This is a genomic window from Streptomyces sp. NPDC024698 (genome assembly GCF_055559015.1).
This window is the reverse complement of the sequence record NZ_JBVHLK010000005.1, coordinates 363,086-386,519: the sequence shown is the minus strand read 5'-3', so window position 1 is coordinate 386,519 and position 23,434 is coordinate 363,086. Positions and strand designations below refer to the sequence as shown.

22 protein-coding genes and 1 pseudogene are annotated in these 23,434 nt (G+C 69.7%); 13 read left to right on the top strand and 10 right to left on the bottom strand.

The window, feature by feature from the left end; all coding sequences use genetic code 11:
* Positions 1–139 precede the first annotated feature (139 nt).
* Complete coding sequence (locus tag ACZ4AA_RS15045) at positions 140–436, top strand: DUF4193 domain-containing protein (RefSeq protein ID WP_003997302.1); 297 nt, start codon at positions 140–142, stop codon at positions 434–436.
* A gap of 13 nt (positions 437–449) precedes the next feature.
* Positions 450–1,361 carry a hypothetical protein gene (locus ACZ4AA_RS15040; protein WP_467601144.1) on the top strand — a complete coding sequence of 304 codons (912 nt, stop codon included), beginning with the start codon at positions 450–452 and terminating at the stop codon, positions 1,359–1,361.
* Between the two features lie 101 nt (positions 1,362–1,462).
* Here ACZ4AA_RS15040 and ACZ4AA_RS15035 read toward each other — a convergent pair whose 3' ends face one another.
* Positions 1,463–1,939 (bottom strand): DUF3093 domain-containing protein, encoded by a 477-nt coding sequence (locus ACZ4AA_RS15035; protein WP_467601142.1) that lies wholly within the window; start codon positions 1,937–1,939, stop codon positions 1,463–1,465.
* Between the two features lie 58 nt (positions 1,940–1,997).
* Between ACZ4AA_RS15035 and ACZ4AA_RS15030 the strand changes: the two genes are divergently transcribed.
* The 8 genes from ACZ4AA_RS15030 to ACZ4AA_RS14995 all read left to right on the top strand — a co-directional run bounded on the left by ACZ4AA_RS15030 (position 1,998) and on the right by ACZ4AA_RS14995 (position 10,143).
* A complete protein-coding gene (locus tag ACZ4AA_RS15030; RefSeq protein ID WP_467601140.1) occupies positions 1,998–2,582 on the top strand; it encodes a PaaI family thioesterase in 585 nt (194 codons plus the stop codon).
* A gap of 44 nt (positions 2,583–2,626) precedes the next feature.
* On the top strand, positions 2,627–3,118 hold the full coding sequence (gene dut / locus ACZ4AA_RS15025) for a dUTP diphosphatase (protein ID WP_339132051.1): 492 nt from the start codon (positions 2,627–2,629) through the stop codon (positions 3,116–3,118).
* Position 3,119: 1 nt separating this feature from the next.
* Positions 3,120–3,884, top strand: a complete 765-nt coding sequence (locus ACZ4AA_RS15020; protein ID WP_385403161.1) for a DUF3710 domain-containing protein — start codon at positions 3,120–3,122, stop codon at positions 3,882–3,884.
* Between the two features lie 255 nt (positions 3,885–4,139).
* Positions 4,140–5,360, top strand: a complete 1,221-nt coding sequence (locus ACZ4AA_RS15015; RefSeq protein WP_467601137.1) for an alginate lyase family protein — start codon at positions 4,140–4,142, stop codon at positions 5,358–5,360.
* Between the two features lie 262 nt (positions 5,361–5,622).
* Positions 5,623–8,166 (top strand): sensor histidine kinase, encoded by a 2,544-nt coding sequence (locus ACZ4AA_RS15010; protein ID WP_467601135.1) that lies wholly within the window; start codon positions 5,623–5,625, stop codon positions 8,164–8,166.
* Complete coding sequence (locus tag ACZ4AA_RS15005; protein ID WP_467601133.1) at positions 8,163–8,846, top strand: response regulator; 684 nt, start codon at positions 8,163–8,165, stop codon at positions 8,844–8,846. The genes ACZ4AA_RS15010 and ACZ4AA_RS15005 overlap by 4 nt, the downstream gene beginning before the upstream one ends.
* 127 nt (positions 8,847–8,973) lie before the next feature.
* On the top strand, positions 8,974–9,372 hold the full coding sequence (locus ACZ4AA_RS15000; RefSeq protein WP_467601131.1) for an OB-fold nucleic acid binding domain-containing protein: 399 nt from the start codon (positions 8,974–8,976) through the stop codon (positions 9,370–9,372).
* 3 nt (positions 9,373–9,375) lie between these two features.
* On the top strand, positions 9,376–10,143 hold the full coding sequence (locus ACZ4AA_RS14995) for a DUF3159 domain-containing protein (protein ID WP_467601129.1): 768 nt from the start codon (positions 9,376–9,378) through the stop codon (positions 10,141–10,143).
* 189 nt (positions 10,144–10,332) lie between these two features.
* Here the strand turns inward: ACZ4AA_RS14995 and ACZ4AA_RS14990 are convergent, their stop codons facing one another.
* Complete coding sequence (locus tag ACZ4AA_RS14990; RefSeq protein WP_326785033.1) at positions 10,333–11,013, bottom strand: potassium channel family protein; 681 nt, start codon at positions 11,011–11,013, stop codon at positions 10,333–10,335.
* A complete protein-coding gene (locus tag ACZ4AA_RS14985) occupies positions 11,013–11,684 on the bottom strand; it encodes a potassium channel family protein (RefSeq protein ID WP_326785032.1) in 672 nt (223 codons plus the stop codon). Before ACZ4AA_RS14985 ends, ACZ4AA_RS14990 begins: the two co-directional genes overlap by 1 nt.
* Positions 11,685–12,127: 443 nt before the next feature.
* Here ACZ4AA_RS14985 and ACZ4AA_RS14980 point away from each other — a divergent pair, with 443 nt between their 5' ends.
* Positions 12,128–14,176: an APC family permease gene (locus ACZ4AA_RS14980; protein ID WP_467601126.1), complete on the top strand. Its 2,049-nt coding sequence runs from the start codon at positions 12,128–12,130 to the stop codon at positions 14,174–14,176.
* 161 nt (positions 14,177–14,337) lie between these two features.
* Positions 14,338–15,666 (top strand): class I SAM-dependent RNA methyltransferase, encoded by a 1,329-nt coding sequence (locus tag ACZ4AA_RS14975; protein WP_467601124.1) that lies wholly within the window; start codon positions 14,338–14,340, stop codon positions 15,664–15,666.
* A gap of 223 nt (positions 15,667–15,889) precedes the next feature.
* On the opposite strand, the pseudogene ACZ4AA_RS14970 reads toward ACZ4AA_RS14975, so the two are convergent.
* From ACZ4AA_RS14970 to ACZ4AA_RS14940, 7 genes and pseudogenes are all read right to left on the bottom strand, one after another.
* A pseudogene (locus ACZ4AA_RS14970) lies at positions 15,890–16,174 on the bottom strand (DNA/RNA helicase domain-containing protein); the annotation flags it as partial.
* Positions 16,175–16,387: 213 nt separating this feature from the next.
* Positions 16,388–16,705, bottom strand: coding sequence for a hypothetical protein (locus ACZ4AA_RS14965; RefSeq protein ID WP_467601122.1), 318 nt, complete (start codon positions 16,703–16,705; stop codon positions 16,388–16,390).
* Positions 16,702–17,289 (bottom strand): hypothetical protein, encoded by a 588-nt coding sequence (locus ACZ4AA_RS14960; protein WP_467601120.1) that lies wholly within the window; start codon positions 17,287–17,289, stop codon positions 16,702–16,704. The genes ACZ4AA_RS14965 and ACZ4AA_RS14960 overlap by 4 nt, the downstream gene beginning before the upstream one ends.
* Before the next feature lie 87 nt (positions 17,290–17,376).
* Positions 17,377–18,069 (bottom strand): hypothetical protein, encoded by a 693-nt coding sequence (locus tag ACZ4AA_RS14955; protein ID WP_467601118.1) that lies wholly within the window; start codon positions 18,067–18,069, stop codon positions 17,377–17,379.
* Positions 18,070–18,757: 688 nt separating this feature from the next.
* Positions 18,758–19,060 (bottom strand): hypothetical protein, encoded by a 303-nt coding sequence (locus ACZ4AA_RS14950; RefSeq protein WP_467601116.1) that lies wholly within the window; start codon positions 19,058–19,060, stop codon positions 18,758–18,760.
* A 20-nt stretch (positions 19,061–19,080) separates the two neighbouring features.
* Positions 19,081–20,157 carry a hypothetical protein gene (locus tag ACZ4AA_RS14945; RefSeq protein WP_467601114.1) on the bottom strand — a complete coding sequence of 359 codons (1,077 nt, stop codon included), beginning with the start codon at positions 20,155–20,157 and terminating at the stop codon, positions 19,081–19,083.
* Positions 20,154–20,807 (bottom strand): hypothetical protein, encoded by a 654-nt coding sequence (locus ACZ4AA_RS14940; RefSeq protein WP_467601112.1) that lies wholly within the window; start codon positions 20,805–20,807, stop codon positions 20,154–20,156. The genes ACZ4AA_RS14945 and ACZ4AA_RS14940 overlap by 4 nt, the downstream gene beginning before the upstream one ends.
* 540 nt (positions 20,808–21,347) lie before the next feature.
* Between ACZ4AA_RS14940 and ACZ4AA_RS14935 the strand changes: the two genes are divergently transcribed.
* Positions 21,348–23,276, top strand: coding sequence for an N-acetylmuramoyl-L-alanine amidase (locus tag ACZ4AA_RS14935; RefSeq protein WP_467601111.1), 1,929 nt, complete (start codon positions 21,348–21,350; stop codon positions 23,274–23,276).
* Positions 23,277–23,434 lie beyond the last annotated feature (158 nt).

Here is a 23,434-nt window from a genome sequence, read left to right as displayed (position 1 = left end):
GATGAGTCCGGTTGGGTGTCGATTGAGTAACAGACCTTGATGTGAGGCAAAATCTCCGCCTCAGGTCGGGCACAAGTCCGGCCTCTCACGCGTTACGTGCGCTGGAGACACCGCAGACACCCAGAGGGGGAGAGCGACAATGGCAACGGATTACGACACCCCGCGCAAGACCGACGACGACGTCGACTCGGACAGCCTTGAAGAACTGAAGGCTCGCCGGAACGACAAGTCGACCTCGTCCGTCGACGTAGATGAGTTCGAGGCCGCGGAAGGCCTGGAGCTGCCCGGTGCGGACCTCTCGAACGAAGAGCTGGCCGTCCGGGTGCTGCCCAAGCAGCAGGACGAGTTCACCTGCATGAGCTGCTTCCTGGTGCACCACCGCAGCCAGCTGGCCCGCGAGAAGAACGGTCAGCCGATCTGCCGCGACTGCGACTGAGGCAGGGTCGGCCGTGACCGGCTCGACCCCACCTTGGAAGCGCCGCCTCCCTTCCAGGGCGGCGGACGAAGGGCCCGCCAAGGGCTCTGAAGGCGTGCGTGACGACGAGCGGGGCTCTTCCGAACAGGGATCAGCCTCGCTCGACCGAGCGGCCGCCACAGACGGCCTGACGGCCCCCACCGACAGTCCCTCGCCCGCGGCGAGGCGTCGTGTGGAGGCTGTCCGGGACGGAGTCAGAAGGGGCGTCACGCGAAGTGGCGTCCGGGCCAGGGCGGGCCTGGCGTATGTCACCGACCGCATCATCGACATCGCCCCGCGGATCCCCGTAAGGGACCTGGCCGCTCTTCGCCGGCAGTTCCCGGGCCTCGGGCCCGAGGAGATCGCGGACAAGCTCGTCGCGGGCGCCGCCGCCGCGACGTCCACCGTCGGCGCCGGGATCGGCGCCGCCGCGATGCTGCCGGTGCCGCCCGCCATGCCCACCGAACTGGCCGCCGAGATCACGGCGGTCGCCGCGATCGAGCTGAAGCTGATCGCCGAACTCCACGAGGTCTACGGCCTGCGTCCGCAGGGCAACCTCAAGGAGCGCAGCACGGCCTATCTCCACTCCTGGTCGGGCGAGCGCGGTATCGACGTGGCCAAGCCCATGACGATCAACGCCGCGCTGGGCGGCCAGATGAAGCGCGAGCTGCGCCAGCAGATCATGAAGCGAACGGTCCGGGACCTGCCCAACCTCATGCCGTTCATGGTCGGAGCGGCCGTGGGGGCGGTGATGAACCGCCGTGACACCAAGCGCGTGGCGGGCCACATCCGCAAGGACCTGCGCAAGATGCAGATCCCCTGGGACGCGCTCCCGCAGCTGCCACCGCTGGAGAAGCCGATCGATCCGGTGGTGATCGGGGAGATTCCCACGGATCTGGGGGAGTGAGGAGACCCGGGCGACCGGGACCGCGCGCGGCAGGCACCCCCGGACGCCTCTGCGTGGGCTCGTAAACCCTCGTCGCGGACGGGCCGTGGCCCGTGGCGCCGTCAGCTCTCCGTGGACCGGGCCGACTCCCGTGCCGTCCGCAGGGCGGCGGCCAGGCGCTCCGGCTCCCGGGTCGACAGGTACAGATAGGGCGTCGGGTCCGCGGGGTCGGTGACCTGGACGCGCAGCGCCGTCGGGATGTACGAGCGCAGGAGCATGAAGGCGCGGGTGTCGGCCTTGTACGTACGCCAGGCGCGCGCTTCCTCCGAATCCATGACCTCCGTGCCGCCGAGCGCCGACACGGGGATCTTGGCGTCGCCGGCGATCAGCGCGTCACCGACCACGCGGATGCGGATCGAGCCGTACGAACTGGCCGCGACCGCCGCGACGGCGGTACCGCCGACGAGCGCCCCGAGCATCGGCAGGGTGCCGAACGGCAGGAAGACCAGGGCCAGCGCGAGCCCGACCAGGAAGCTGATCACCCACCACGACCGGGGCGCGGTGAGTCGTTCTTCGTAGGGGGAGGCGGAGAGCTGCATGACGCCAAGCTTGGCACGGTGCGAAGACTTGGTGGACGCGCGGGTAAGGTCTGCGGCTGTGAGTGGTACTTCCGCAGCTCTGACGCCTCCCGCCGACGCCGTCGCGCCGGTGCGGCACCCCGACGCGCCCGCCCCAGGAGAGCTCCTCGGAGCACACTACGAACACTGTTTCGGGTGTGGTGGGGCACAGCCCCACGGACTCCATCTGGAGGCCCGTGCGGGGGACGGCGTCACGATCACGGCGGAGTTCACCGTGCGCCCCGTCCACCAGGGCGCCCCGGGACTCGCGCACGGCGGCGTCCTCGCCACCGCGCTCGACGAGACGCTCGGCTCGCTGAACTGGCTGCTGCGGACGATCGCCGTGACGGGCCGCCTGGAGACCGACTTCCTGCGCCCCGTACCCGTCGACACCGTGCTGTATCTGGAGGCCGAGGTCACCGCGGTGGCCGGCCGGAAGATCTACTGCACCGCCACCGGGCGGATCGGCGGCCCCGATGGGCCCGTCGCCGTCCGCGCGGACGCCCTCTTCGTCGAGGTGAAGGTCGACCACTTCATCGACAACGGCCGCCCGGAGGAGATCCGCGCGGCGATGAGCGACCCGGACCAGATCCGGCGAGCCCGTGCCTTCGAGGTGAACCCGTGACCCGTAGCCCCGGGGCGAGCGAGCCCCGTCCGGAACTCCCTGTGATGATCAGGCGCGTCGACCCGGAGGTCCCGCTGCCCGAGTACGCGCAGCCCGGTGACGCCGGAGCCGATCTGCGCACCACCGAGAGTCACGAGCTGAAGCCCGGTGAGCGGGCCGTGCTGCCGACCGGAGTGGCCATCGCGCTGCCCGAGGGGTACGCGGCCTTCGTGCACCCGCGGTCGGGCCTCGCCGCCCGCTGCGGTGTAGCCCTGGTGAATGCCCCGGGGACGGTGGATGCCGGGTACCGTGGGGAGATCAAGGTGATCGTGGTGAATCTCGATCCGCGCGAGTCGGTGCGGTTCGAGCGCTTCGACCGGATTGCTCAACTGGTCGTCCAGCAGGTCGAGAAGGTTCGCTTCCAGGAGGTCGCGGAACTTCCCGAATCGGCGCGGGCCGCAGGGGGCTTCGGGTCCACCGGCGGTCATGCCGCCGTGGACAGCACAACGGGTGGGAATCGATACGCTTCGGTCGTATCCGACCGGGAAGGACAGTGACGTGTTCGGACGTCGCAAGAAGGGCAGTGCCGCCGAGGACGCGGCGGGCGAGGCCGAGCAGGTCGTCGACGGCGTCGACACTGAGGCGGACGAGGACGCGGAGCGTGAGCGTGTGAGGCTCGAACCCGAGCCGCGCCCCGACGGGCCCTGGGACAGTGAAGAAGTACGTGACCCGGCCGAGGGCCGGGTGGACCTCGGTGGTCTGTTCGTGCCCGGAGTCGACGGCATGGAGCTGCGGGTCGAGGTCGCGGGCGACGCGATCGTCGCGGCGACCGTCGTCGTCAACGACAGCGCCGTGCAGCTCCAGGCCTTCGCCGCCCCCAAGCGCGAGGGCATCTGGGGCGAGGTGCGCGAGGAGATCGCCTCCGGGATCACCCAGCAGGGCGGTGTCATCGACGAGGTCGAGGGGCCGCTGGGCTGGGAGCTGCGGGCTCAGGTGCCGGTCCAGCTGCCGGACGGCACGGGCGGTTTCCAGGTCGTGCGGTTCGTCGGTGTGGACGGTCCCCGCTGGTTCCTGCGCGGAGTGATCTCCGGGCAGGGCGCGGTGCAGCCGCAGGCCGCGGGCCTGCTGGAGCAGATCTTCCGGGACACGGTCGTCGTCCGTGGTGAGGGCCCGATGGCCCCCCGCGACCCGATCGTCCTGAAGCTGCCGAACGACGCGCAGATGGTCCCCGAGGGTGTTCAGCAGGAGGACCAGAGCGGCTCGCGCTTCTCCGGCGGCATGGGCCAGCTCCAGCGCGGACCGGAGATCACCGAAGTCCGCTAGGCGGACGACGGACGGTCGAGGACAAGGGCAGTACAAAGGCAGCACAAGGGCCGCACCCCCAGGGGTGCGGCCCTTTGCCATGTGCGGGGTCCCGGTCGGACACACATCGAGCGCGTTCTTGTACGTGAACGATGGTTGAGCAGCGGATCTGCAATCAGGTCTTGACGGACGTCTGGTCCATACCTATGGTCACCGGCCAGCACCCCATGTTCAGCATCCCGTGTGAAGTTCACATACGAGAATGGATGACTCCGCATGTCCGACACCCCCACTCGGCATGGCCGCCGACGGCGCCCGGCCTTATTCGTCACCGTCGCCGCCGCGACCGCCGCACTCGTCGGCACCCTCCTGTCCTGGCCCGAAGCTCACCGGGCCGAAGCGGCGCCCGCCGCCTTCGTCCACCCCGGTGTCACCGTCTCCCGGGGGCAGCTGGACTTCGCCCGCACCGAGGTCCTGGCCGGCGCCCAGCCCTGGAAGGGCGCCTACGACCGGATGACGGCGAGCACGTACGCCTCGCTCACGCGCACCCCCGCGCCCCGTGCGACCGTCGAGTGCGGCTCGTACTCCAACCCGAACAACGGCTGCACGGACGAACGCGAGGACGCGATCGCCGCGTACACCGACGCCCTCGCCTGGTACATCACCCGCGACGACCGGTACGCCAAGAAGTCGATCGAGCTGATGGACGCCTGGTCCGCGGTGATCAAGGACCACACCAACAGCAACGCGCCCCTACAGACCGGCTGGGCCGGCTCCTCCTGGCCCAAGGCCGCCGAGATCATCAAGTACACGTACACCGGCACCTGGGCGAACTCCGGCCGCTTCGCGACCATGCTGCGCGACGTCTATCTGCCCGAGATCATCAACGGCTCCAACTCCAACGGGAACTGGGAGCTGTCGATGATGGAGGCCGCGGTCGGCATCTCCGTCTTCCTGGAGGACAGGACCTCGTACGACAAGGCCATGGCGAAGTTCCGGACGCGGACCGCGGCCTACGTCTACCTCTCCACCGACGGCGCCGTGCCGAAGACCGTGCCGAGCCAGAACCTCGACACCACCGCCAAGATCGTCAGCTACTGGCAGGGCCAGTCCACCTTCGTCACCGGACTCACCCAGGAGACCTGCCGGGACCTCACCCACACCGGGTACGGCATCTCCGCCATCGGGCACATCGCCGAGACCAGCCGCATCCAGGGGCAGGACCTGTACGGCACCGACGTCGGCGAACGGCTGCGCCAGGCGCTCGGCTTCCAGGCGAAGTACCAGCTGGGCACGGCGGTGCCGAGCTGGCTGTGCGGCGGCTCGCTGAACCTCGGGCTCGGCCCGGTCACCGAGGTCGGCTACAACGCCCTGCACAACCGTCTGGGCGTCGCGATGACCAACACCCAGATCCTCACCCAGCAGAACCGTCCGGCCGGCAGCAACAACCTCTTCGTGGCCTGGGAGACGCTGACGCACGGCGACAATCCCGCGTGAACCGAAACCGGGGTCCCATCCGATGAGGAGATGAGGGACCGGGCGTCCGGGCAGGACACCGGCGCCCGGCCCGCGGAGATCACCGGGAGGGAACATGAACCGAACCGTCACCGGCGGTGCCGGCACCGCCGCCGCCGGCGCACGCGGCGCATCAGGGTTGCGTCAAGGGTGCTCCCCGGCGGGACGAACGTCCCGTTCGCCGGGAATCCTGGCCGTAAGGTCGACGCTGCGTACACAGCGGTGACAGGAAGACAATAGGCTCATGGGACGCGGCAAGCTTCGGATCTACCTCGGCGCGGCACCCGGCGTGGGCAAGACCTACGCGATGCTCTCCGAGGCGCACCGCCGCGTGGAACGCGGGACGGACTGCGTGGTGGGGTTCGTCGAGCACCATCACCGGCCCCGCACCGAGGTGATGCTGCACGGCCTCGAGCAGGTTCCGCGCAAGGAGCTGGAGTACCGCGGCGGCGTCTTCACCGAGATGGACGTCGAGGCCGTGCTCCGCCGGGCCCCGGCCGTCGCCCTGGTGGACGAACTGGCGCACACCAATGTCCCCGGCTCCCGCAACGCCAAGCGCTGGCAGGACGTGGAGGAACTGCTCGCCGCCGGGATCGACGTCGTCTCCACCGTCAACATCCAGCACCTGGAGTCACTGGGAGACGTCGTCGAGTCGATAACGGGAGTGCGGCAGCGCGAGACCCTGCCGGACGAGGTCGTCCGGCGGGCGGACCAGATCGAGCTGGTCGACATGTCGCCGCCCGCGCTGCGCCGCCGGATGGCGCACGGCAACATCTACAAACCCGACAAGGTCGACGCGGCCCTGTCCAACTACTTCCGTCCGGGCAATCTCACGGCCCTGCGCGAGCTCGCCCTGCTGTGGGTCGCCGACCGGGCCGACGAATACCTGACCGAGTACCGCAGCGAGCACCAGGTCTCGAAGATCTGGGGATCCCGGGAGCGGATCGTGGTCGGGCTGACCGGCGGTCCGGAGGGACGGACGCTGATCAGGCGCGCCGCGCGCCTGGCCGAGAAGGGCGCGGGCGGCGAGGTCCTGGCGGTCTACATCGCCCGCAGCGACGGACTCACCTCCGCCTCGCCGAAGGAGCTGGCCGTCCAGCGCACCCTGGTCGAGGACCTCGGCGGCACGTTCCACCATGTGGTCGGCGACGACGTCCCCGCCTCCCTGCTGGACTTCGCGCGCGGGGTCAACGCCACACAGATCGTGCTCGGCTCCTCCCGCCGCAAGACCTGGCAGTACGTCTTCGGGCCGGGCGTCGGCACCACGGTCGCCCGCGAGTCCGGACCCGACCTGGACGTCCACATCGTCACCCACGAAGAGGTCGCCAAGGGACGCGGGCTGCCGGTGGCACGCGGAGCACGGCTCGGCCGCTCCCGGATCATCTGGGGTTGGGCGGTCGGCATCGGCGGCCCGGTGGTCATGGCCCTGCTGCTGAACACCATCGACCTCGGCCTCGCCAACGACATGCTGCTGTTCCTGTCGGTGACGGTCGCGGCCGCCCTGCTCGGCGGTCTGCTCCCGGCCCTCGCCTCGGCGGCCTTCGGCTCGCTCCTGCTGAACTACTTCTACACACCGCCCCTGCACCGGCTGACCGTCGCCGACCCGAAGAACATCGTCGCCATCGTGATCTTCGTGGGCGTCGCCGTCTCCGTGGCGTCCGTCGTGGACCTGGCGGCCCGCCGCACCCACCAGGCGGCGCGGCTCAGGGCCGAGTCGGAGATCCTCTCCTTCCTCGCGGGCAGTGTGCTGCGCGGTGAGACCAGTCTGGAAGCGCTGCTGGAGCGCGTCCGGGAGACCTTCGGGATGGAGTCGGTGGCGCTGCTGGAGCGCGCGAGCGACGTCGAGCCGTGGACGTGCGCGGGCAGCGCGGGGCCGGGACCCGCGACCCGGCCCGAGGACGCCGACGTCGACATGCCCGTCGGCGACCACATGGCGCTCGCGCTGTCCGGGCGGGTGCTGCCCGCCTCCGACCGCCGGGTGCTGGCCGCCTTCGCCGCGCAGGCCGTGGTGGTCCTGGACCGCCAGCGCCTCCAGCACGAGGCCGACCAGGCCAAGGAGCTGGCCGAGGGCAACCGCATCCGCACCGCCCTGCTGGCCGCCGTGAGCCACGACCTGCGGACCCCGCTCGCCGCGATCAAGGCCGCGGTCTCGTCCCTGCGCTCGGACGACGTGGCCTGGTCGGACGAGGACCGCGCCGAGCTCCTCGAAGGCATCGAGGACGGCGCCGACCGCCTCGACCACCTGGTGGGCAACCTGCTGGACATGTCCCGGCTCCAGACCGGCACGGTCGCCCCGCTGATCCGCGAGATCGACCTCGACGAGGTCGTCCCGATGGCGCTCGGCGGGGTCCCCGAGGGAAGCGTGGACCTCGACGTCCCGGAGAGCCTGCCGATGGTGGCCGTCGACGCCGGACTGCTGGAGCGCGCCATGGCCAACCTCGTCGAGAACGCCGTCAAGTACAGCCCCGTCGACGAACGGGTCCTGGTCGCCGCGAGCGCCATGGCCGACCGCGTGGAGGTGCGCGTGGTGGACCGCGGCCCCGGCGTCCCGGACGAGGCCAAGGACCGGATATTCGCGCCGTTCCAGCGCTACGGAGACGCCCCGCGCGGCACCGGTGTGGGCCTCGGCCTCGCGGTCGCCCGCGGCTTCACCGAGGCGATGGGCGGCACCCTCGACGCCGAGGACACCCCCGGCGGCGGACTCACCATGGTGCTCACGGTGCGGGCGGTGGCACGCCGTCCCGATCCGGCAGGCCCATCAGCACTCGCGGAAAGGCAGGCTTCATGACCCGGGTCCTCGTGGTCGACGACGAGCCGCAGATCACCCGAGCCCTCGTGATCAACCTGAAGGCACGCAAGTACGAGGTCGACGCGGCCCCCGACGGAGCCACCGCGCTCCAGCTCGCGGCCGCCCGCCACCCCGATGTCGTCGTGCTCGACCTCGGCCTGCCCGACATGGACGGCGTCGAGGTGATCAAGGGGCTGCGCGGCTGGACCCGGGTGCCGATCCTGGTGCTGTCCGCCCGGCACTCCTCGGACGAGAAGGTCGAGGCGCTCGACGCGGGCGCCGACGACTACGTCACCAAGCCCTTCGGCATGGACGAACTGCTCGCCCGGCTCCGCGCCGCCGTCCGCCGGGCGGAGCCCACCGGGGGCGGCGAGGACGACGTGATCGTGGAGACCGCGGGGTTCACCGTCGACCTGGCGGCCAAGAAGGTCCAGCGCGACGGGCGGGACGTGCGGCTCACCCCCACGGAATGGCATCTGCTGGACGTGCTGGTCCGCAACACGGGCAGGCTCGTCGGCCAGAAGCAGCTCCTCCAGGAGGTCTGGGGTCCGTCCTACGGCACGGAGACGAACTACCTGCGGGTCTACATGGCGCAGCTGCGCCGCAAGCTGGAGGTCGACCCCTCGCACCCCAAGCACTTCATCACCGAGCCGGGGATGGGATACAGATTCGAACGGTGACGCCGTCACGGCCCTCGCACCGCCCGTGCCGTCGCCCGATCGGGCGGAGTGCGGGGCCGGTTCGGAGCGGTTCGGGCGGTGGTGCCGCGGGTACGAAGCTGTCGGTGCCCCCCGGTACGCTTTCGGTATGAGTGCTGTTCCCCGTTCTGAAAAGCCGGCGGGCCGCTTCCGGCGCATGATGGACCGGCTCTCCTCGTCCCAGGAGGACCTGGAGTCCGAGGAGCTGCGGGAGGACACGGCGACCACGGGCTGTACCCGTATCGGCGACTGCCACGACCGGCAGATAGTCACCGTTACTGGTACCTTGCGCACGGTCACTCTGCGGCCGAGGGCCGGTGTCCCGGCCCTGGAGGCCGAGCTGTTCGACGGCTCGGCCGCCCTGGACGTGGTCTGGCTAGGCCGCCGCTCCATCGTCGGTATCGAGCCCGGACGCAGGCTGATCGCCTCTGGCCGCATCTCGATGAGCCGGGGCCGTAGGGTGTTGTTCAATCCGAAGTACGAACTCAGACCCCTCGGACGGGAGTAGCCGGTGACGTCGCTCGACAAGCCGACCGAAGACGCCCAGGACGCCGAGCAGGATGCGCGGGCGGTGACCGAGGCCGCACTCTTCGAGGCGTTCGGCGGCGTGCGGGGCATGGTCGAAACCGTTGTCCCGGGCCTGCTCTTCGTCACCATCTTCACGATCAACAAGGACCTGCACTGGGCGGCGATCGCCGCCCTCGCCGTGTCCCTGCTGCTGGTCGTGGTCCGCCTGGTCAGGCGCGACACCGTGAAGCACGCCTTCAGCGGTGTCTTCGGCGTCGCCTTCGGCGTGGTCTTCGCGATGATGACCGGCAACGCCAAGGACTTCTATCTGCCGGGCATGCTGTACACGCTCGGTCTGGCCGTCGCCTACATCGTGACCACGCTCGCGGGCGTCCCGCTGATCGGCCTGATCCTCGGACCGGTCTTCAAGGAGAACCTCTCCTGGCGTACGCGCAACCCTGGCCGCAAGAAGGCGTACGCGAAGGCCAGTTGGGCCTGGGGCCTGATCCTGCTCGCCAAGTGCGCGGTGCTCTTCCCGCTCTACTGGTGGGGCGACACCACCCAGTTCGGCTGGGTCCTGATCGCGCTGAAGATCCCGCCGTTCCTGCTCGCCGTCTGGCTCACCTGGGTCTTCCTGGCCAAGGCACCGCCGCCCATCGACGTGTTCGCGGAGATGGAGGCCGAGGAGCAGGCGGAGAAGGAGCGCAAGGCCGCCCTCGCGCAGGAGCGCGGCGACGCACCTGCCCCGGCCCGCCACCGCCGCGAGGCGTGAGCCTGGGCACCGCCGCGGGTGAGGACGGCTGAGGGTGCCTGACAGCGCCTGAGCACGAGTCCGTACGCCCGCGGTGCGGAGGTTGTACGACGATGGGGGCGCCCGGAGAATCTCCGGGCGCCCCCATCGTCGTACAACAACGCGGAAGCCCTTCCCGTCGGCGGTCGTGCCGCCGACGGGAGGGAACCGCTACTTCGTCGTGCTCGTGTCGCGCCGTACCGACAGCAGGTCCTCGAGCTGTTCCTCGCGGGCCTGGGCGGCCACGAACAGGAGCTCGTCGCCCGCTTCCAGGGAGTCCTCCCGGGAGGGGGTCAGGACGCGGGTGCCGCGGATGATGGTCACCAGCGAGGTGTCCTCCGGCCAGGCGACATCGCCGACCGTCGTGCCGGCCAGGGCGGACTCCGGCGGCAGGGTCAGCTCGACGAGGTTGGCGTCGCCGTGGCTGAAGCGGAGCAGCCGCACCAGGTCGCCGACGCTCACGGCCTCCTCCACGAGCGCCGACATCAGGCGCGGGGTGGAGACGGCGACGTCGACGCCCCAGGACTCGTTGAAGAGCCACTCGTTCTTCGGGTTGTTCACTCGGGCGACGACGCGCGGAACCCCGTACTCCGTCTTGGCGAGCAGCGAGACCACAAGGTTGACCTTGTCGTCCCCGGTGGCCGCGATGACCACGTTGCAGCGCTGGAGCGCGGCCTCGTCCAGGGAGGTGATCTCGCAGGCGTCGGCGAGCAGCCACTCGGCCTGCGGGACGCGTTCGACCGAGATGGCGGTCGGCGCCTTGTCGATCAGCAGGATCTCGTGGCCGTTCTCCAGCAGTTCGCCCGCGATCGAGCGGCCCACGGCGCCGGCGCCGGCAATGGCGACTCTCATCAGTGCCCCGCCTCTTCTTCAGGACCCTTGGCGAACGCCGCCTCGACCTTGTCCACCTCGTCGGTGCGCATCATGACGTGCACCAGATCGCCCTCCTGCAACACCGTCTGCGAGCTGGGCAGAACCGCCTCGCCCAGCCGGGTCAGGAAGGCCACGCGTACGCCCGTCTCGTCCTGGAGGCGGCTGATCTTGTGGCCGACCCACGCGACGGAGGTGTGCACCTCGGCGAGCTGCACACCTCCCGTGGGGTCGCGCCACAGCGGCTCGGCGCCCGAGGGCAGGAGCCGGCGGAGCATCTGGTCGGCCGTCCAGCGGACGGTGGCGACGGTCGGGATGCCCAGGCGCTGGTAGACCTCGGCGCGGCGCGGGTCGTAGATGCGGGCGGCGACGTTCTCGATACCGAACATCTCGCGGGCCACCCGGGCGGCGATGATGTTCGAGTTGTCACCGCTGGAGACCGCGGCGAACGCCCCGGCCTCCTCGATGCCCGCCTCGCGCAGGGTGTCCTGGTCGAAGCCGACTCCGGTGACACGACGGCCGCCGAACCCGGAGCCCAGCCGCCTAAAGGCCGTGGGGTCCTGGTCGATCACGGCGACCGTGTGCCCCTGTTGCTCCAGGTTCTGGGCAAGAGCGGAACCTACTCTTCCGCAGCCCATGATGACGATGTGCACGACCGTCCTTCCGCGTGAATGGTTACGGCTCAGGCTAAACAGGGTCTCAGACCGCCGCCCAAGCTACACACGCACGGTCGACCGGGGGCATCGTTGCGCGGGATCGACTGTGGCTTTTTCGCGGAACGTTCCGGGAGCGGCGGTGAACGGCGGCGCACCGGCGGCGGATGCGGGGGCTCGGCGCCGTGTGATGCTGCGAACACTCGCGAGGGTCAGGATTCCGAGGCCGGCCAGAGCGAGGGCCGCGCCGATGATCTCGGGGCTCAGGTGCAAGGGTCCTCCAGGGCGGTCGGGGCACGGTTCTGTCATAGAGACACGCGGATCTCCGAGGCTGCGGAATCCGCAGTTCCGCCCCGCCCCGTTTTCACCCGGAGAGCAGATCGCGGACCGAAGAGGGACGGCGGGTGGGCGACAGCCAGTTCGAACCCTTACGATTCCCTGTTGTGTCCAAACTGACCGACGTGCCCAAGCGGATCCTCATCGGGCGTGCACTGCGCAGCGACCGGCTGGGCGAAACGCTTCTGCCGAAGCGCATCGCCCTCCCCGTCTTCGCATCCGACCCGCTCTCCTCCGTGGCGTACGCGCCCGGAGAAGTCCTGCTGGTCCTTTCCATCGCGGGCGTGTCGGCCTACCACTTCAGCCCCTGGATCGCGGTCGCGGTCGTCGTGCTGATGTTCACGGTGGTCGCCTCCTACCGCCAGAACGTGCACGCCTACCCGAGCGGCGGCGGCGACTACGAGGTCGCCACCACCAACCTCGGTCCGCGGGCCGGTCTCACCGTCGCCAGCGCGCTGCTCGTCGACTACGTCCTCACCGTCGCCGTCTCGATCGCCTCCGGCATCGAGAACCTCGGCTCGGCGGTGCCGTTCGTGGTGGAGCACAAGGTCTTCTGCGCGGTCGCCGTCATCGTGCTGCTCACGCTGATGAACCTGCGCGGGGTCAAGGAGTCCGGAAAGCTCTTCGCGATCCCGACGTACGTGTTCGTCGCGGGCGTCTTCATCATGATCGCCTGGGGTGCCTTCCGCGGGCTCGTGCTCGGCGACACGATGCACGCCCCGACCGCCGAGTACCACATCAAGGCCGAGCACCAGGGGCTCGCGGGCTTCGCCCTCGTCTTCCTGCTGCTGCGCGCCTTCTCGTCCGGCTGTGCGGCGCTCACCGGCGTCGAGGCCATCTCCAACGGCGTCCCCGCGTTCCGCAAGCCGAAGTCGAAGAACGCCGCGTCGACGCTGGCCGCCATGGGCCTGCTCGCCGTCACCATGTTCTGCGGCATCATCGCCCTGGCCATGACCACCAAGGTGCGCATGGCCGAGAACCCCGCCACGGACCTGATCCACAACGGCGTGGCGGTCGGCTCCGGCTACGTCCAGAACCCGGTGATCTCCCAGGTGGCCGAGGCCGTGTTCGGCAAGGGCAGCTTCCTGTTCATCCTGCTGGCCGCCGCCACCGCCCTCGTCCTGTTCCTGGCCGCGAACACCGCGTACAACGGCTTCCCGCTGCTCGGCTCGATCCTCGCCCAGGACCGCTACCTGCCGCGTCAGCTCCACACCCGCGGCGACCGCCTGGCCTTCTCGAACGGCATCGTGCTCCTGGCCGGCGCCGCGAGCATGCTCGTCATCATCTACGGGGCCGACTCCACCCGGCTGATCCAGCTCTACATCGTCGGTGTCTTCGTCTCCTTCACTCTCAGCCAGACCGGCATGGTCCGCCACTGGAACCGCCACCTGGCCGACGAGACCGACGCGGCCAAGCGCACCCACATGATCCGCTCCCGCGCGATCAACGCCTTCGGCGCCTTCTTCACCGGGCTCGTCCTGGTCGTCGTCCTCGTCACCAAGTTCACGCACGGCGCCTGGGTCGCCCTGCTCGGCATGGTGATCTTCTACGCGACGATGACCGCGATCCGTAAGCACTACGACCGCGTCGCGGAAGAGCTCGCCGCCCCCGAGGGACCCAGCGACGACAGCGTCCGCCCGTCCCGCGTCCACTCCGTCGTCCTGGTCTCCAAGATCCACCGGCCGGCCCTGCGCGCCCTCGCCTACGCCAAGCTGCTGCGCTCCGACACCCTCGAAGCGCTCAGCGTCAACGTGGACCCGGCCGAGACCAAGACCCTGCGCGACGAGTGGGAGAGGCGCGGCATCGACGTACCGCTGAAGGTCCTCGACTCGCCCTACCGCGAGATCACCCGACCGGTCATCGAGTACGTCAAGGGCCTGCGCAAGGAGTCGCCGCGCGACGCGGTCTCCGTGATCATCCCCGAGTACGTGGTCGGCCACTGGTACGAGCACCTGCTGCACAACCAGAGCGCCCTGCGCCTCAAGGGCCGCCTGCTGTTCACCCCGGGCGTCATGGTCACCTCCGTGCCCTACCAGCTCGAGTCGTCCGAGGCCGCGAAGCTGCGCGCCCGCAAGCGGCAGGACTGGAACGCTCCGGGCGCGGTGCGCCGCGGACCGGCCCACGAGCGGCCCAAGGAGCCCACCCAGAAGAGCTGACGGGGGCGGGAAGCGCCGCGCGCTCACGGGCGAGGCGGGGCGCGGTGCCGTGGGCACGTGGCACGAGTCGGGAAGCGGTGCCGTGAGCACGTAGACTGGACGGCTGTTGTCCGGCCGCGTTGTCCGGCCGTTTCCCCCCTCTCAACTGGAGTCACCCCACCATGCAGGCAGAACCGAAGAAGTCGCTGGTGGGGGACGAGTACGAGGTCGAGATCGGCCCCGTCGCGCACGGCGGGCACTGCATCGCCCGGACGGACGAGGGCCAGGTCCTCTTCGTCCGGCACGCGCTGCCGGGCGAGCGGGTCGTCGCCCGGGTGACCGAGGGCGAGGAGGGCGCGCGGTTCCTGCGCGCCGACGCCGTGCGGATCATCGACGCCTCCAAGGACCGCGTCGAGGCGCCCTGCCCGTACGCGGGCCCCGGCCGCTGCGGCGGCTGCGACTGGCAGCACGCCAAGCCCGGCGCCCAGCGCCGGCTCAAGGGCGAGGTCATCGCCGAGCAGCTGCTGCGCCTCGCGGGCCTCACCCCCGAGGAGGCCGGCTGGGACGGCACGGTCATGCCCGCCGAGGGCGACAAGCTGCCCGCGGGCGAGGTGCCGCAGTGGCGCACCCGCGTCCAGTACGCCGTCGACCCCGACGGCAACGCCGGCCTGCGCCGCCACCGCTCGCACGAGGTCGAGCCCGTCGAGCGCTGCATGATCGCCGCTCCGGGGGTCACCGAGCTCGGTATCGAGGAGCGCGACTGGTCCGGCATGGAGGCCGTCGAGGCGATCGCCGCGACCGGCTCCCAGGACCGCATGGTGATCCTCGAACCGCGCCCCGGCGCCCGCCTCCCCCTGGTCGAGCTCGACAAGCCGGTCTCCGTGATGCGGGTCGCCGAACAGGACGGCGGCATCCACCGCGTCCACGGCCGCGCGTTCGTGCGTGAGCGCGCCGACGGCCGCACCCACCGGGTCGGCAGCGGCGGCTTCTGGCAGGTCCACCCGATGGCCGCCGACACCCTCGTCAAGGCGGTCATGCAGGGCCTGCTGCCCCGCAAGGGCGACATGGCCCTCGACCTCTACTGCGGCGTCGGCCTCTTCGCCGGAGCCCTCGCGGACCGCATCGGCGACCAGGGCGCGGTCCTCGGCATCGAGTCGGGCAAGCGCGCGGTGGAGGACGCCCGGCACAACCTCGCCGCCTTCGACCGCGTCCGCATCGAGCAGGGCAAGGTCGAGGCGATCCTCCCGCGCACCGGCATCTCCGAGGTCGACATCATCGTCCTCGACCCGCCCCGCGCGGGCGCCGGCAAGAAGACGGTGGAGCACCTGGTGTCGCTGGGCGCCCGCAAGATCGCGTACGTGGCCTGCGACCCGGCCGCGCTGGCCCGCGACATCGCGTACTTCCGCGACGGCGGCTACAAGGTACGGACGCTGCGCGCGTTCGACCTGTTCCCGATGACGCATCACGTGGAGTGCGTGGCGATTCTGGAGCCGGTGAAGAAGGCGGGCTGAGGCTTGCCGGCGGCTCGCGGCTACAGGGGGTAGGGCGCGGCTGCGGGGGCCATGTGGGCAGGGGCCTGACCCCGTCCCGCGTCGCCCCCGGCCACGGCCTGAACTCCTGTCCCGCGTCGCCCCGCCCACAGCTTCACTGCCCGGCGCCGGAGCGGTCCAGGCCCGCCAGGAGCCCCGCTGCCCTGCCGGGCGACTGGCGTCCCACGCGGGTGGACAGGGCCCGCTATACGAGTACGGGTGTTTCCGCGCCCGACGCCGGACGCACCAGCGAGGCCAGCCTCTCCCGCGTCTCCGGGTCCGTCGAGTAGGTGATCGTCCCGATCATGCCCCTGGTCAGCAGCACCTTGTAGGTGTTGCGGATCAGCCGGTCGATGTCGCTGTCCGGCGTCGCCTTGGTGAAGATCGGGTCCTTGGACGCCGTCCGGTCCACGACCCAGCGGTCGGTACGCCACACCAGGTCAGGGCCGATGATCACACCTGACCAGTCGTACTCGAAGCCCTGTGCCGTTCTACGACCGTGCAGTCGAGGCCTTTCTCGGCGGCGGCCCGCCGGGTGCGCGGGGCGAATCGCGCTGCGCAGTCCGGGCGTTACGAGGATGCGCCCGGACGGGGACGGCCACGCCGTGGTCCGGCCTGTGCTTCCCCACGGCACCTCGTTCGTTCCACACCTTCCGCACCGGCCGTGGGTCTCTCGGAGGCCGGCCTGCTTCCGCTGCCCGGTTCAGTCGTGCGGGACTTCCTCGATCACGGTCTCCTTGAAGCGCCACGAACCCCGGTTGCCCGTCGCCTCCGCACGCAGGCCCATCTCCCAGGCGATCCGGGCGGCTCGCTGCCGAGGCAGGTCGGGGTAGTCCTCGGGCTGGACCTTGATGTAGCCGCGGCGGTCGGCGGGGTATGTGCGCAGGGCTTCGCGGAGCTTCTCCTCCTGCTCTTCCCCCGTTGCGCGGTCGCCGGTGCCGGCCTTGTACGCCTTGTGTATGCCAGCCGACGGCTTTCCACGGTCTCGCCGTCTCGCGGCGTCGGAGCCCCGCCAGGTCATCCAGCCGACGGCGCCGAGTGCGGCAAGCGAGAGTGCCCCCGATCCGAGCGACTCGCCCGTGGCATCCGCCTGGCCAGGTGTCTGCGGGCGGAGTTCGCCCAGGGGGCCTCAAGCACGGTCACCTTCTGGCCGATGTCGTAGCGGTCGGACGGTGTCTTCATGGCGGGTCCCGGCACCTTGGTGCCGTCTTGATGTTCCAGCGTGTAGTTGTAGTCGCGGTTCTTGCGCTCTTGGGCCGGGTCGAGCCACTTCTTCAGGACGGTGGCCGTGACCTTCTTCCCGCGCTGCTGCATCGTGAGATCGTCGCGTGCCATGGTGGCGACGTACACGGACATCAGCGAGGTGATCACGATGAACAACGTCGTGTACGTGCTGGACTCCTTGGCGCCCAGCTTCCGGATCAGCAGGGTGAGCAGCACGCCGTGCACGATCCACAGGGGCACCAACAGGGCAGGACCGAAGTCGTCCGCCAGGAGGAACAGCCCCGCCATCACCGCGAGTACGTAGCAGCCGATGCCGACGGCGAGCGGGACGGGGCGTCGTACCTGCTTCGGCCGTGCTTCGTCCTCGACGGCACTGCTCATGCTCGCTTCTCCGTTACCAAGTTCGTTCCGGATCCCCAGTGAGCCTAGGAGGGCGGTGCTGCCTCTGTGCCGACCCCACGGCTGCCTCTACGTGTCGGCCGACTGCTCCGAAGCGTTCGTGGACTTCGCCAACGGGGTGTCCTCGGTGCCCGCGTCGTGCTGACCGTCCTCGGTGAATCGGAGGCTTCGCAGCACTCCGGCCATGACCGGTGCGTAGCACCGCTCCCAGTGGGTGACCTGCGGAGTGGAGAAGGCCATCAGGCACATGCGCCGGCCGTCTCCACTCTCGGAGGGGACAGGGATCATCGCGTGGAACTGAGCCGTGAGTACCTCGACCTGCTCACCGGTCGGCGAGAACGCCGGAGGAAGGACATAGATCCGGCCACCGGTGAAGACGGCAGCCTTGCCGCACGGGGCGTCGAGCACTCTCCCTGTCCAGCCCTTTCCCCGCGATGCGAGGACGCCTCGCAGACTTCCTCGGGCTGCCGTGGCGGCGTCGGCGCCGTAGGGATGGTCGACGACCGATACGGCGAGCGACCCCAGGGAGACCTCTCCTTCGAAGGAGTGCAGGCAGTTGGCGGCGTACACCACTCCACTGTCGTCGAGGAAGCGCGAAATCCGTTGCAGCGCCCGCGCCATCTCCGTCAGCGACTGTTCGTCCGTCCCGACTCTCGAAGTGCCGTACGCGCTCCGGGCGTTCACCTCGGCGCAAGCGGCGTCGAAGTCCATGCCCAGCGGCACTTCCTCGAACTCGGCGGGTACGGAGAAGTCGATCCGCATCACAGTCCGTCCGCTGCACGGGGGTGCCCGTCGGAGGACCTGGGCGGTGGTGGGCGTAGGCGGTGACACCCCGGCGCGCCGATGCCATCTCTTCGGCCGTGACAGGCCGGGTCGTGCCCGGCTGCGCGGCGGGAGCGTCCCACGTCGGCAGGAGCGGGCCTCCGGCGCGCAGCCGGTCCTGAGCCTGCTGGGCACGTTGTCGGGCTGGTGGGGAATCGTTTCGGACGAAGGCGAGGCGGATGGTGCTCTTGCTCGGCATCTCGGTTGCCTGGAGGTCGTAGCCGAACTCCAAGCCGATCGCCGTGATCTTGTTGGACTGGCCGCCTTCGAAGCCGCCGAGGAGGAACTCGACGTGGCCCCGTCCGTCGAATCGGGACAGTATTTCCGGGTCTTTCATCGTGCGGCTCACTTCCCCTGCCTGGCTGCTCTGTCCTTGTCGCTGCCGGTCTTCCAGGCGTTCTCGAACGCTACGAGCAGGTCGCCGCCCGGCAGCGCCGCCTCGATGGTCTGCCGGTCGTTCTTGGGAGCGAAGTATCCCAGGGCGGTCGGGTCGGCGATGAAGGCTGCACGATGCCCGCCACATGCTGGGCCGTGTGGGGCTCCCCTGGGCAGGGGACGAACCCCACCGCGGGGAACTGGTCCCTCAGCGGTGAGGTCTGCGTGGGAGAGGGCCACGCGAACAGGTCGCTCACGCGGACTTCTCCCGCGATTTCCGCAGCTCTTCCTCAAGCTTGTCGTCGAGATGCTCGAAGGCCCGCTTCATCTTGTCGAGCTCTTTGACCGCCGCACCGGAGAACTTCTTGATCTGCTTGATCCCGTACGACCATTCGTCACCGAAGTCGTTCATGCGCGCCGCCAGCATGCTCACGCCCATGGAGTCGCCGTCGACCTCGTCCATCTCCTTGACCGGACCTTCCATCAGCTCGCCGATGTGCTTGATGTCGTGCCGGACGCGATCAAGCACGTCGAAGTCGACGCGAATGTCACTCAAGATTCCCCCGTGCGGTCGGTCTAGCGGTTGATGGCCTGGATCTCCTGGACGTTCATGTCCTGGGTGGTCTCGAACGTGCCGTCCGGCAGGTCGCCCGCCGCGCCGCCGCTGCCCTGCCAGGAGATCTGCCAGGTGATGGACGCGTTGAGCCGGTACGGCTTCCCGGCCGTGGCACGCAGGTAGGTGATGCCGCACGGCGGGGTCCTGCCGGCGTCGCCCTTGGCGTACGGGGTGCCGATGGAGCCGTCGTCGTCGATCGCGCAGTCCCCGGAGGCGGGGTAGGTCTCGGCGTCGCCCGTGCCAGGGTTCAGGTGGAGGGCGACCGGCTTCGCCGTCGTCTCCGCCCACACTCCCGCGGCCGCCAGTTCGGCGCGGACCTTGACCGGCTTGAAGGTTCCCTTGTCCAGCCACACCCAAGTCGGCACGTTGACTGTGGACTTGGCGGCCGGCTTCACCTCGATCTCGGTCTCGGGAACCTTGATCTTGTTGTAGGCGTAGGCGGCGAGGATGTCAGGGGTGGGGGCGTGCTTGTTGGCGGGGAGCGTCCTGGCGTTCTGCCAGAAGAGGGTGTCCTCGCAGTCGTAGGACTCGGGGTCGTTGGCCCTGTCCTGATTGATCACCCCGCGCCAGAACATGCCGTCCTTGCCGAGGTTGTAGTTCTCGTAGCCGTCGCCGCTGCCGGACTCCGCCTTGCCCTTCTCGTAGTGGTCCACCATCAGGTCCTCGCCCCAGTTGAGCGTGGGGGTGACGGGCACGAGGTCCGAGTTGGGGTTCTTCTTGAGGCGGTCCACCGCCGCCTTGAGCGCCTGTGGCGTGGCCACCGGTTCGTACCAGCAGGCGGGGGGCTTCCAGGTGGGGTCCACGGGGGCGAGGGGCTTGGGCGACGTGCCCGAGGCGCCACCGCCGACCGGTGTGACCTTGATCTGGGTGGCGGTGGCCTTGGCGTTCAGTGTGCTGCCGGATACGCCGCCGGAAGGTGTCGAAGAAGGGGGCTTGTTGTCCTGATCCCCGATGGCGGCGTAAGCCGCTGTGGAGGAGAGGACGACCGCGTAGACCGACGTGGCCAACAACGTGCAGGTCTTCGCTGCGAAGCTCATCGGTCACAGGCTCCCGGAGCCACCGTCGAGGAGGTGGTCTTCCAAACGCCCTGTGGGTTCTTGTCCAGCCTGTTGCGGTACTGGATCACGTTCTCGGGCTTGTCGGCGGTGGTGGTGACCTTCGCGGTCCTGCGGTTCTTCGTGGACGCCTTGCGTTCGTCGACGCAGTAGAAGAGCACGCCCGAGCCGGTGTCGTTGATGTGCACCTGGGGGTCGAAGGCCGTGACGCTGCCGATCAGGCTCTCGTCGTCGTCGACGAACTGCTTGATCCACTTGCGGGCTGTGACCAAGGTGGCGTCCGAGTTGTAGAACGCCACCGCGTCGGAATGTAGATCCGCCTCGATCACTGCGGCATACTCCGACCTCAGCTCCTCCCACCCGTCGTCCAGGATCGCCTGGAGCTTCGGGTCGCTGTTGGTCCAGCCCTCGAAGTTCGCCTGGAACTCCTCGGGGAGCGTGATCTTCGGCCGACCGGCTCGGTCCTTTGACGACGGGGCGGAGGGGCTTGTCGAAGCCTTCGCGCCGCTGCTGTCCGCCCCCTTGATCTTGTCCGACGTCGAGTCGGCGCTCCCTCCTGAGCCGCAGGCGGCCAGGAGCAGTCCCGTGGATGCGGTGAGTGCGACTGCGACGAGCCGGGCGGGGCGGTTCACTGGGGTCTCCTGTTGAGGCGAGGGGTTGCTCAAGTGAATCCACGCTATCCGTGAGACGGGTGGTGACACCAGTTGGTGATTCCGTCAGGAGGGGCCAGAGCAGGTCTACTTGGGTCGGTGCGGCCGTCGTCGCATGGCGTTGGGCGAGTAGTGGAAAGCACTCGTCAACCCCGCCGAAGGGCGGTAGGTGAACACTCCCGACGCAACCTTCGAGAAGGTTGGAGCAGGGAACTGTTCGTATGCAAAGGCGAGTTGGCCTCGGTTATTCCGAGCCGCCGCACGGGTCGGCGGTTACGCGCTGCTGATGTGACGTCAGTACGGTTCGGTTCAGCGTGTGTTGGCTCGTCAGTGCGCTGTACCGGGTGCCGGCGGCTGTGAGGCGCCGCGTACCTTGGGTCGGTGGAAGTCGTCCGGGGATTTCCTCGCGCGGGATCTCTGGATTTCCCTCCTTTCCCTTTTTTCCGTACTGAAGTGTCATCGGTTCCGCCCTCGGTGGTGGGCCGCTGATTCCTTCTCGTTCGTCCTGGAGTAGCGGAACACGTGAAGACGCAGAGAACGGCGGGCATAGTTGCCCGTAAGCGTGGGGCCAGTCGTCGGCTGATCGGTTTAGCCGCCGCGAGCGCGCTGACCGTGGGGGCCCTGACCGCCCTGGTGCCGACGGCCGCGCAGGCCGGTACCCCGGCCGGATCGGGCGCGCGGCAGCACGCCTTCGCGGTCGCCGCCGCCAAGTACCACGTCCCCGTAAGTGTGTTGCTGGCCGTGGCGTATCAGGAGTCGGCGTGGGACGCGCACTCCGGGCAGATGAGCACCAGTGGCGGCTACGGGCCCATGCACCTCACCGACGTCACCCCCGCCATGCTGGCCGGCGGTCCGGCCGGGGCCGTCGGGCGGGCTGACCTCGCGGACCGGGCGAAGGATCCCGCCCTGCACACGCTGCGGGCCGCGGCGAAGCTCACCGGTCTGACCCCCGCCGAGCTGCGGGACGACCCCGCGGCGAACATCGCGGGTGGTGCCGCGCTTCTGGCGTCCTATCAGCGGGCCTTGTCCGCCGGCCGGTCCGCGGACGCGGGTCAGTGGTACGGGGCGGTGGCCCGCTACAGCGGCTCGGAGCAGAAGCGCAGTGCCGCCGCGTTCGCCGACCGTGTCTTCGCCACCGTCAGGTCCGGGGCCACCCGGCTGACCCGGGACGGCCAGCGGGTCTCCCTGGGGGCCGACAGCAAGGTCCGTGTCGCGACCGGGCAGTTGGGCAAGCTCTCGCTGGCCGGTGTCGCGGCGACGACGGCGACCGAGTGCCCGCCCGAGGTCTCGTGCACCTTCGTGCCGGCGGCCTCGTCCAACGGCCAGGTCTCCAACCGCCCGGCCAACGGCATCAGGATCGACACGATCGTCATCCACGACACCGAGTCGTCGTACGAGTCGGCCATCGCGACGTTCCAGAACGCGGGCGGCAGTTCCGCGCACTACGTCATGCGGTCCTCGGACGGCGCGGTGACGCAGATGGTGCCCACCAAGGACATCGCCTACCACGCCGGGAACTACTCGACGAACCTGCACTCCATCGGCATCGAGCACGAGGGCTACGCCGCGCACGGAGGCACCTGGTACACCGAGGCCCAGTACGAGGCCACGGCCTCCCTGGTGCGCTATCTCTCGGACCGCTTCGGCATTCCGCTGGACCGCGAGCACATCATCGGCCACGACAACGTCGCCGGACCCAACTCCAGCCTCGTCGCGGGCATGCACTGGGACCCGGGTACGTCCTGGGACTGGGAGCACCTGATGAGCCTGCTCGGCGCCCCGGTGACGGGCGAGCACGGCGTCGGGCCGGTCGGGTCGGCGGTGACGATCACCCCGGGCTTCACCGGCAACCAGCAGACCGTGCAGATCTGCCCCGGTGACGATCCCACCGGCGCCACCCCGGCGTGCACCGAGCAGCAGCAGTCCTCCAACTTCGTGTTCCTGCGCACCGAACCCGCCGACACGGCCCCGCTCTTCGGCGACCAGGCCATCCACAAGGGCGCGGCCGGCACCGACCGCATCAGCGACTGGGGCTCGACCGCGCAGGCGGGACAGCAGTTCGTGGTGGCCGGCGTCGACGGCGACTGGACCGCCATCTGGTACAGCGGGTCCATGGTGTGGTTCTACAACCCGGGCGGTGCCAACACCACGCCCGCGCACGACGTGACGCTGGTCTCCGCCGCGGGCACCACGCCGGTGGCGGTCTACGGTTCGAGCTACCCCGACCGGGCCGAGTACCCCGCGGGCCTGTCGCCTTCGACGCAGGCGCCGATCAGCTACTACACCGTGCCCGCCGGGCAGTCGTACGTCGCCACCCGGCCGCCGGCCAACACCGACGACTACTTCACCTCGGGGGCGGTCGTCACCGGCGCCAAGCAGATGTACACCATCCAGTACAACCACCGCGTCGCGCTGGTCTATTCGTCGGACGTGACGGCCACCGGCTCCTGACCCGGACACCGGACGGCGACTCATCACGCCGACCTGCCTGAAACACCACCTGTGCCCGGCGCATCCTCGATGCGCCGGGCACAGCGGTCGCGTCCATGGACGGCCGCTCGGGCAAGCTCCCCCCGGCGCTCAGGGGAACGACCGTACCGACCGCGTCC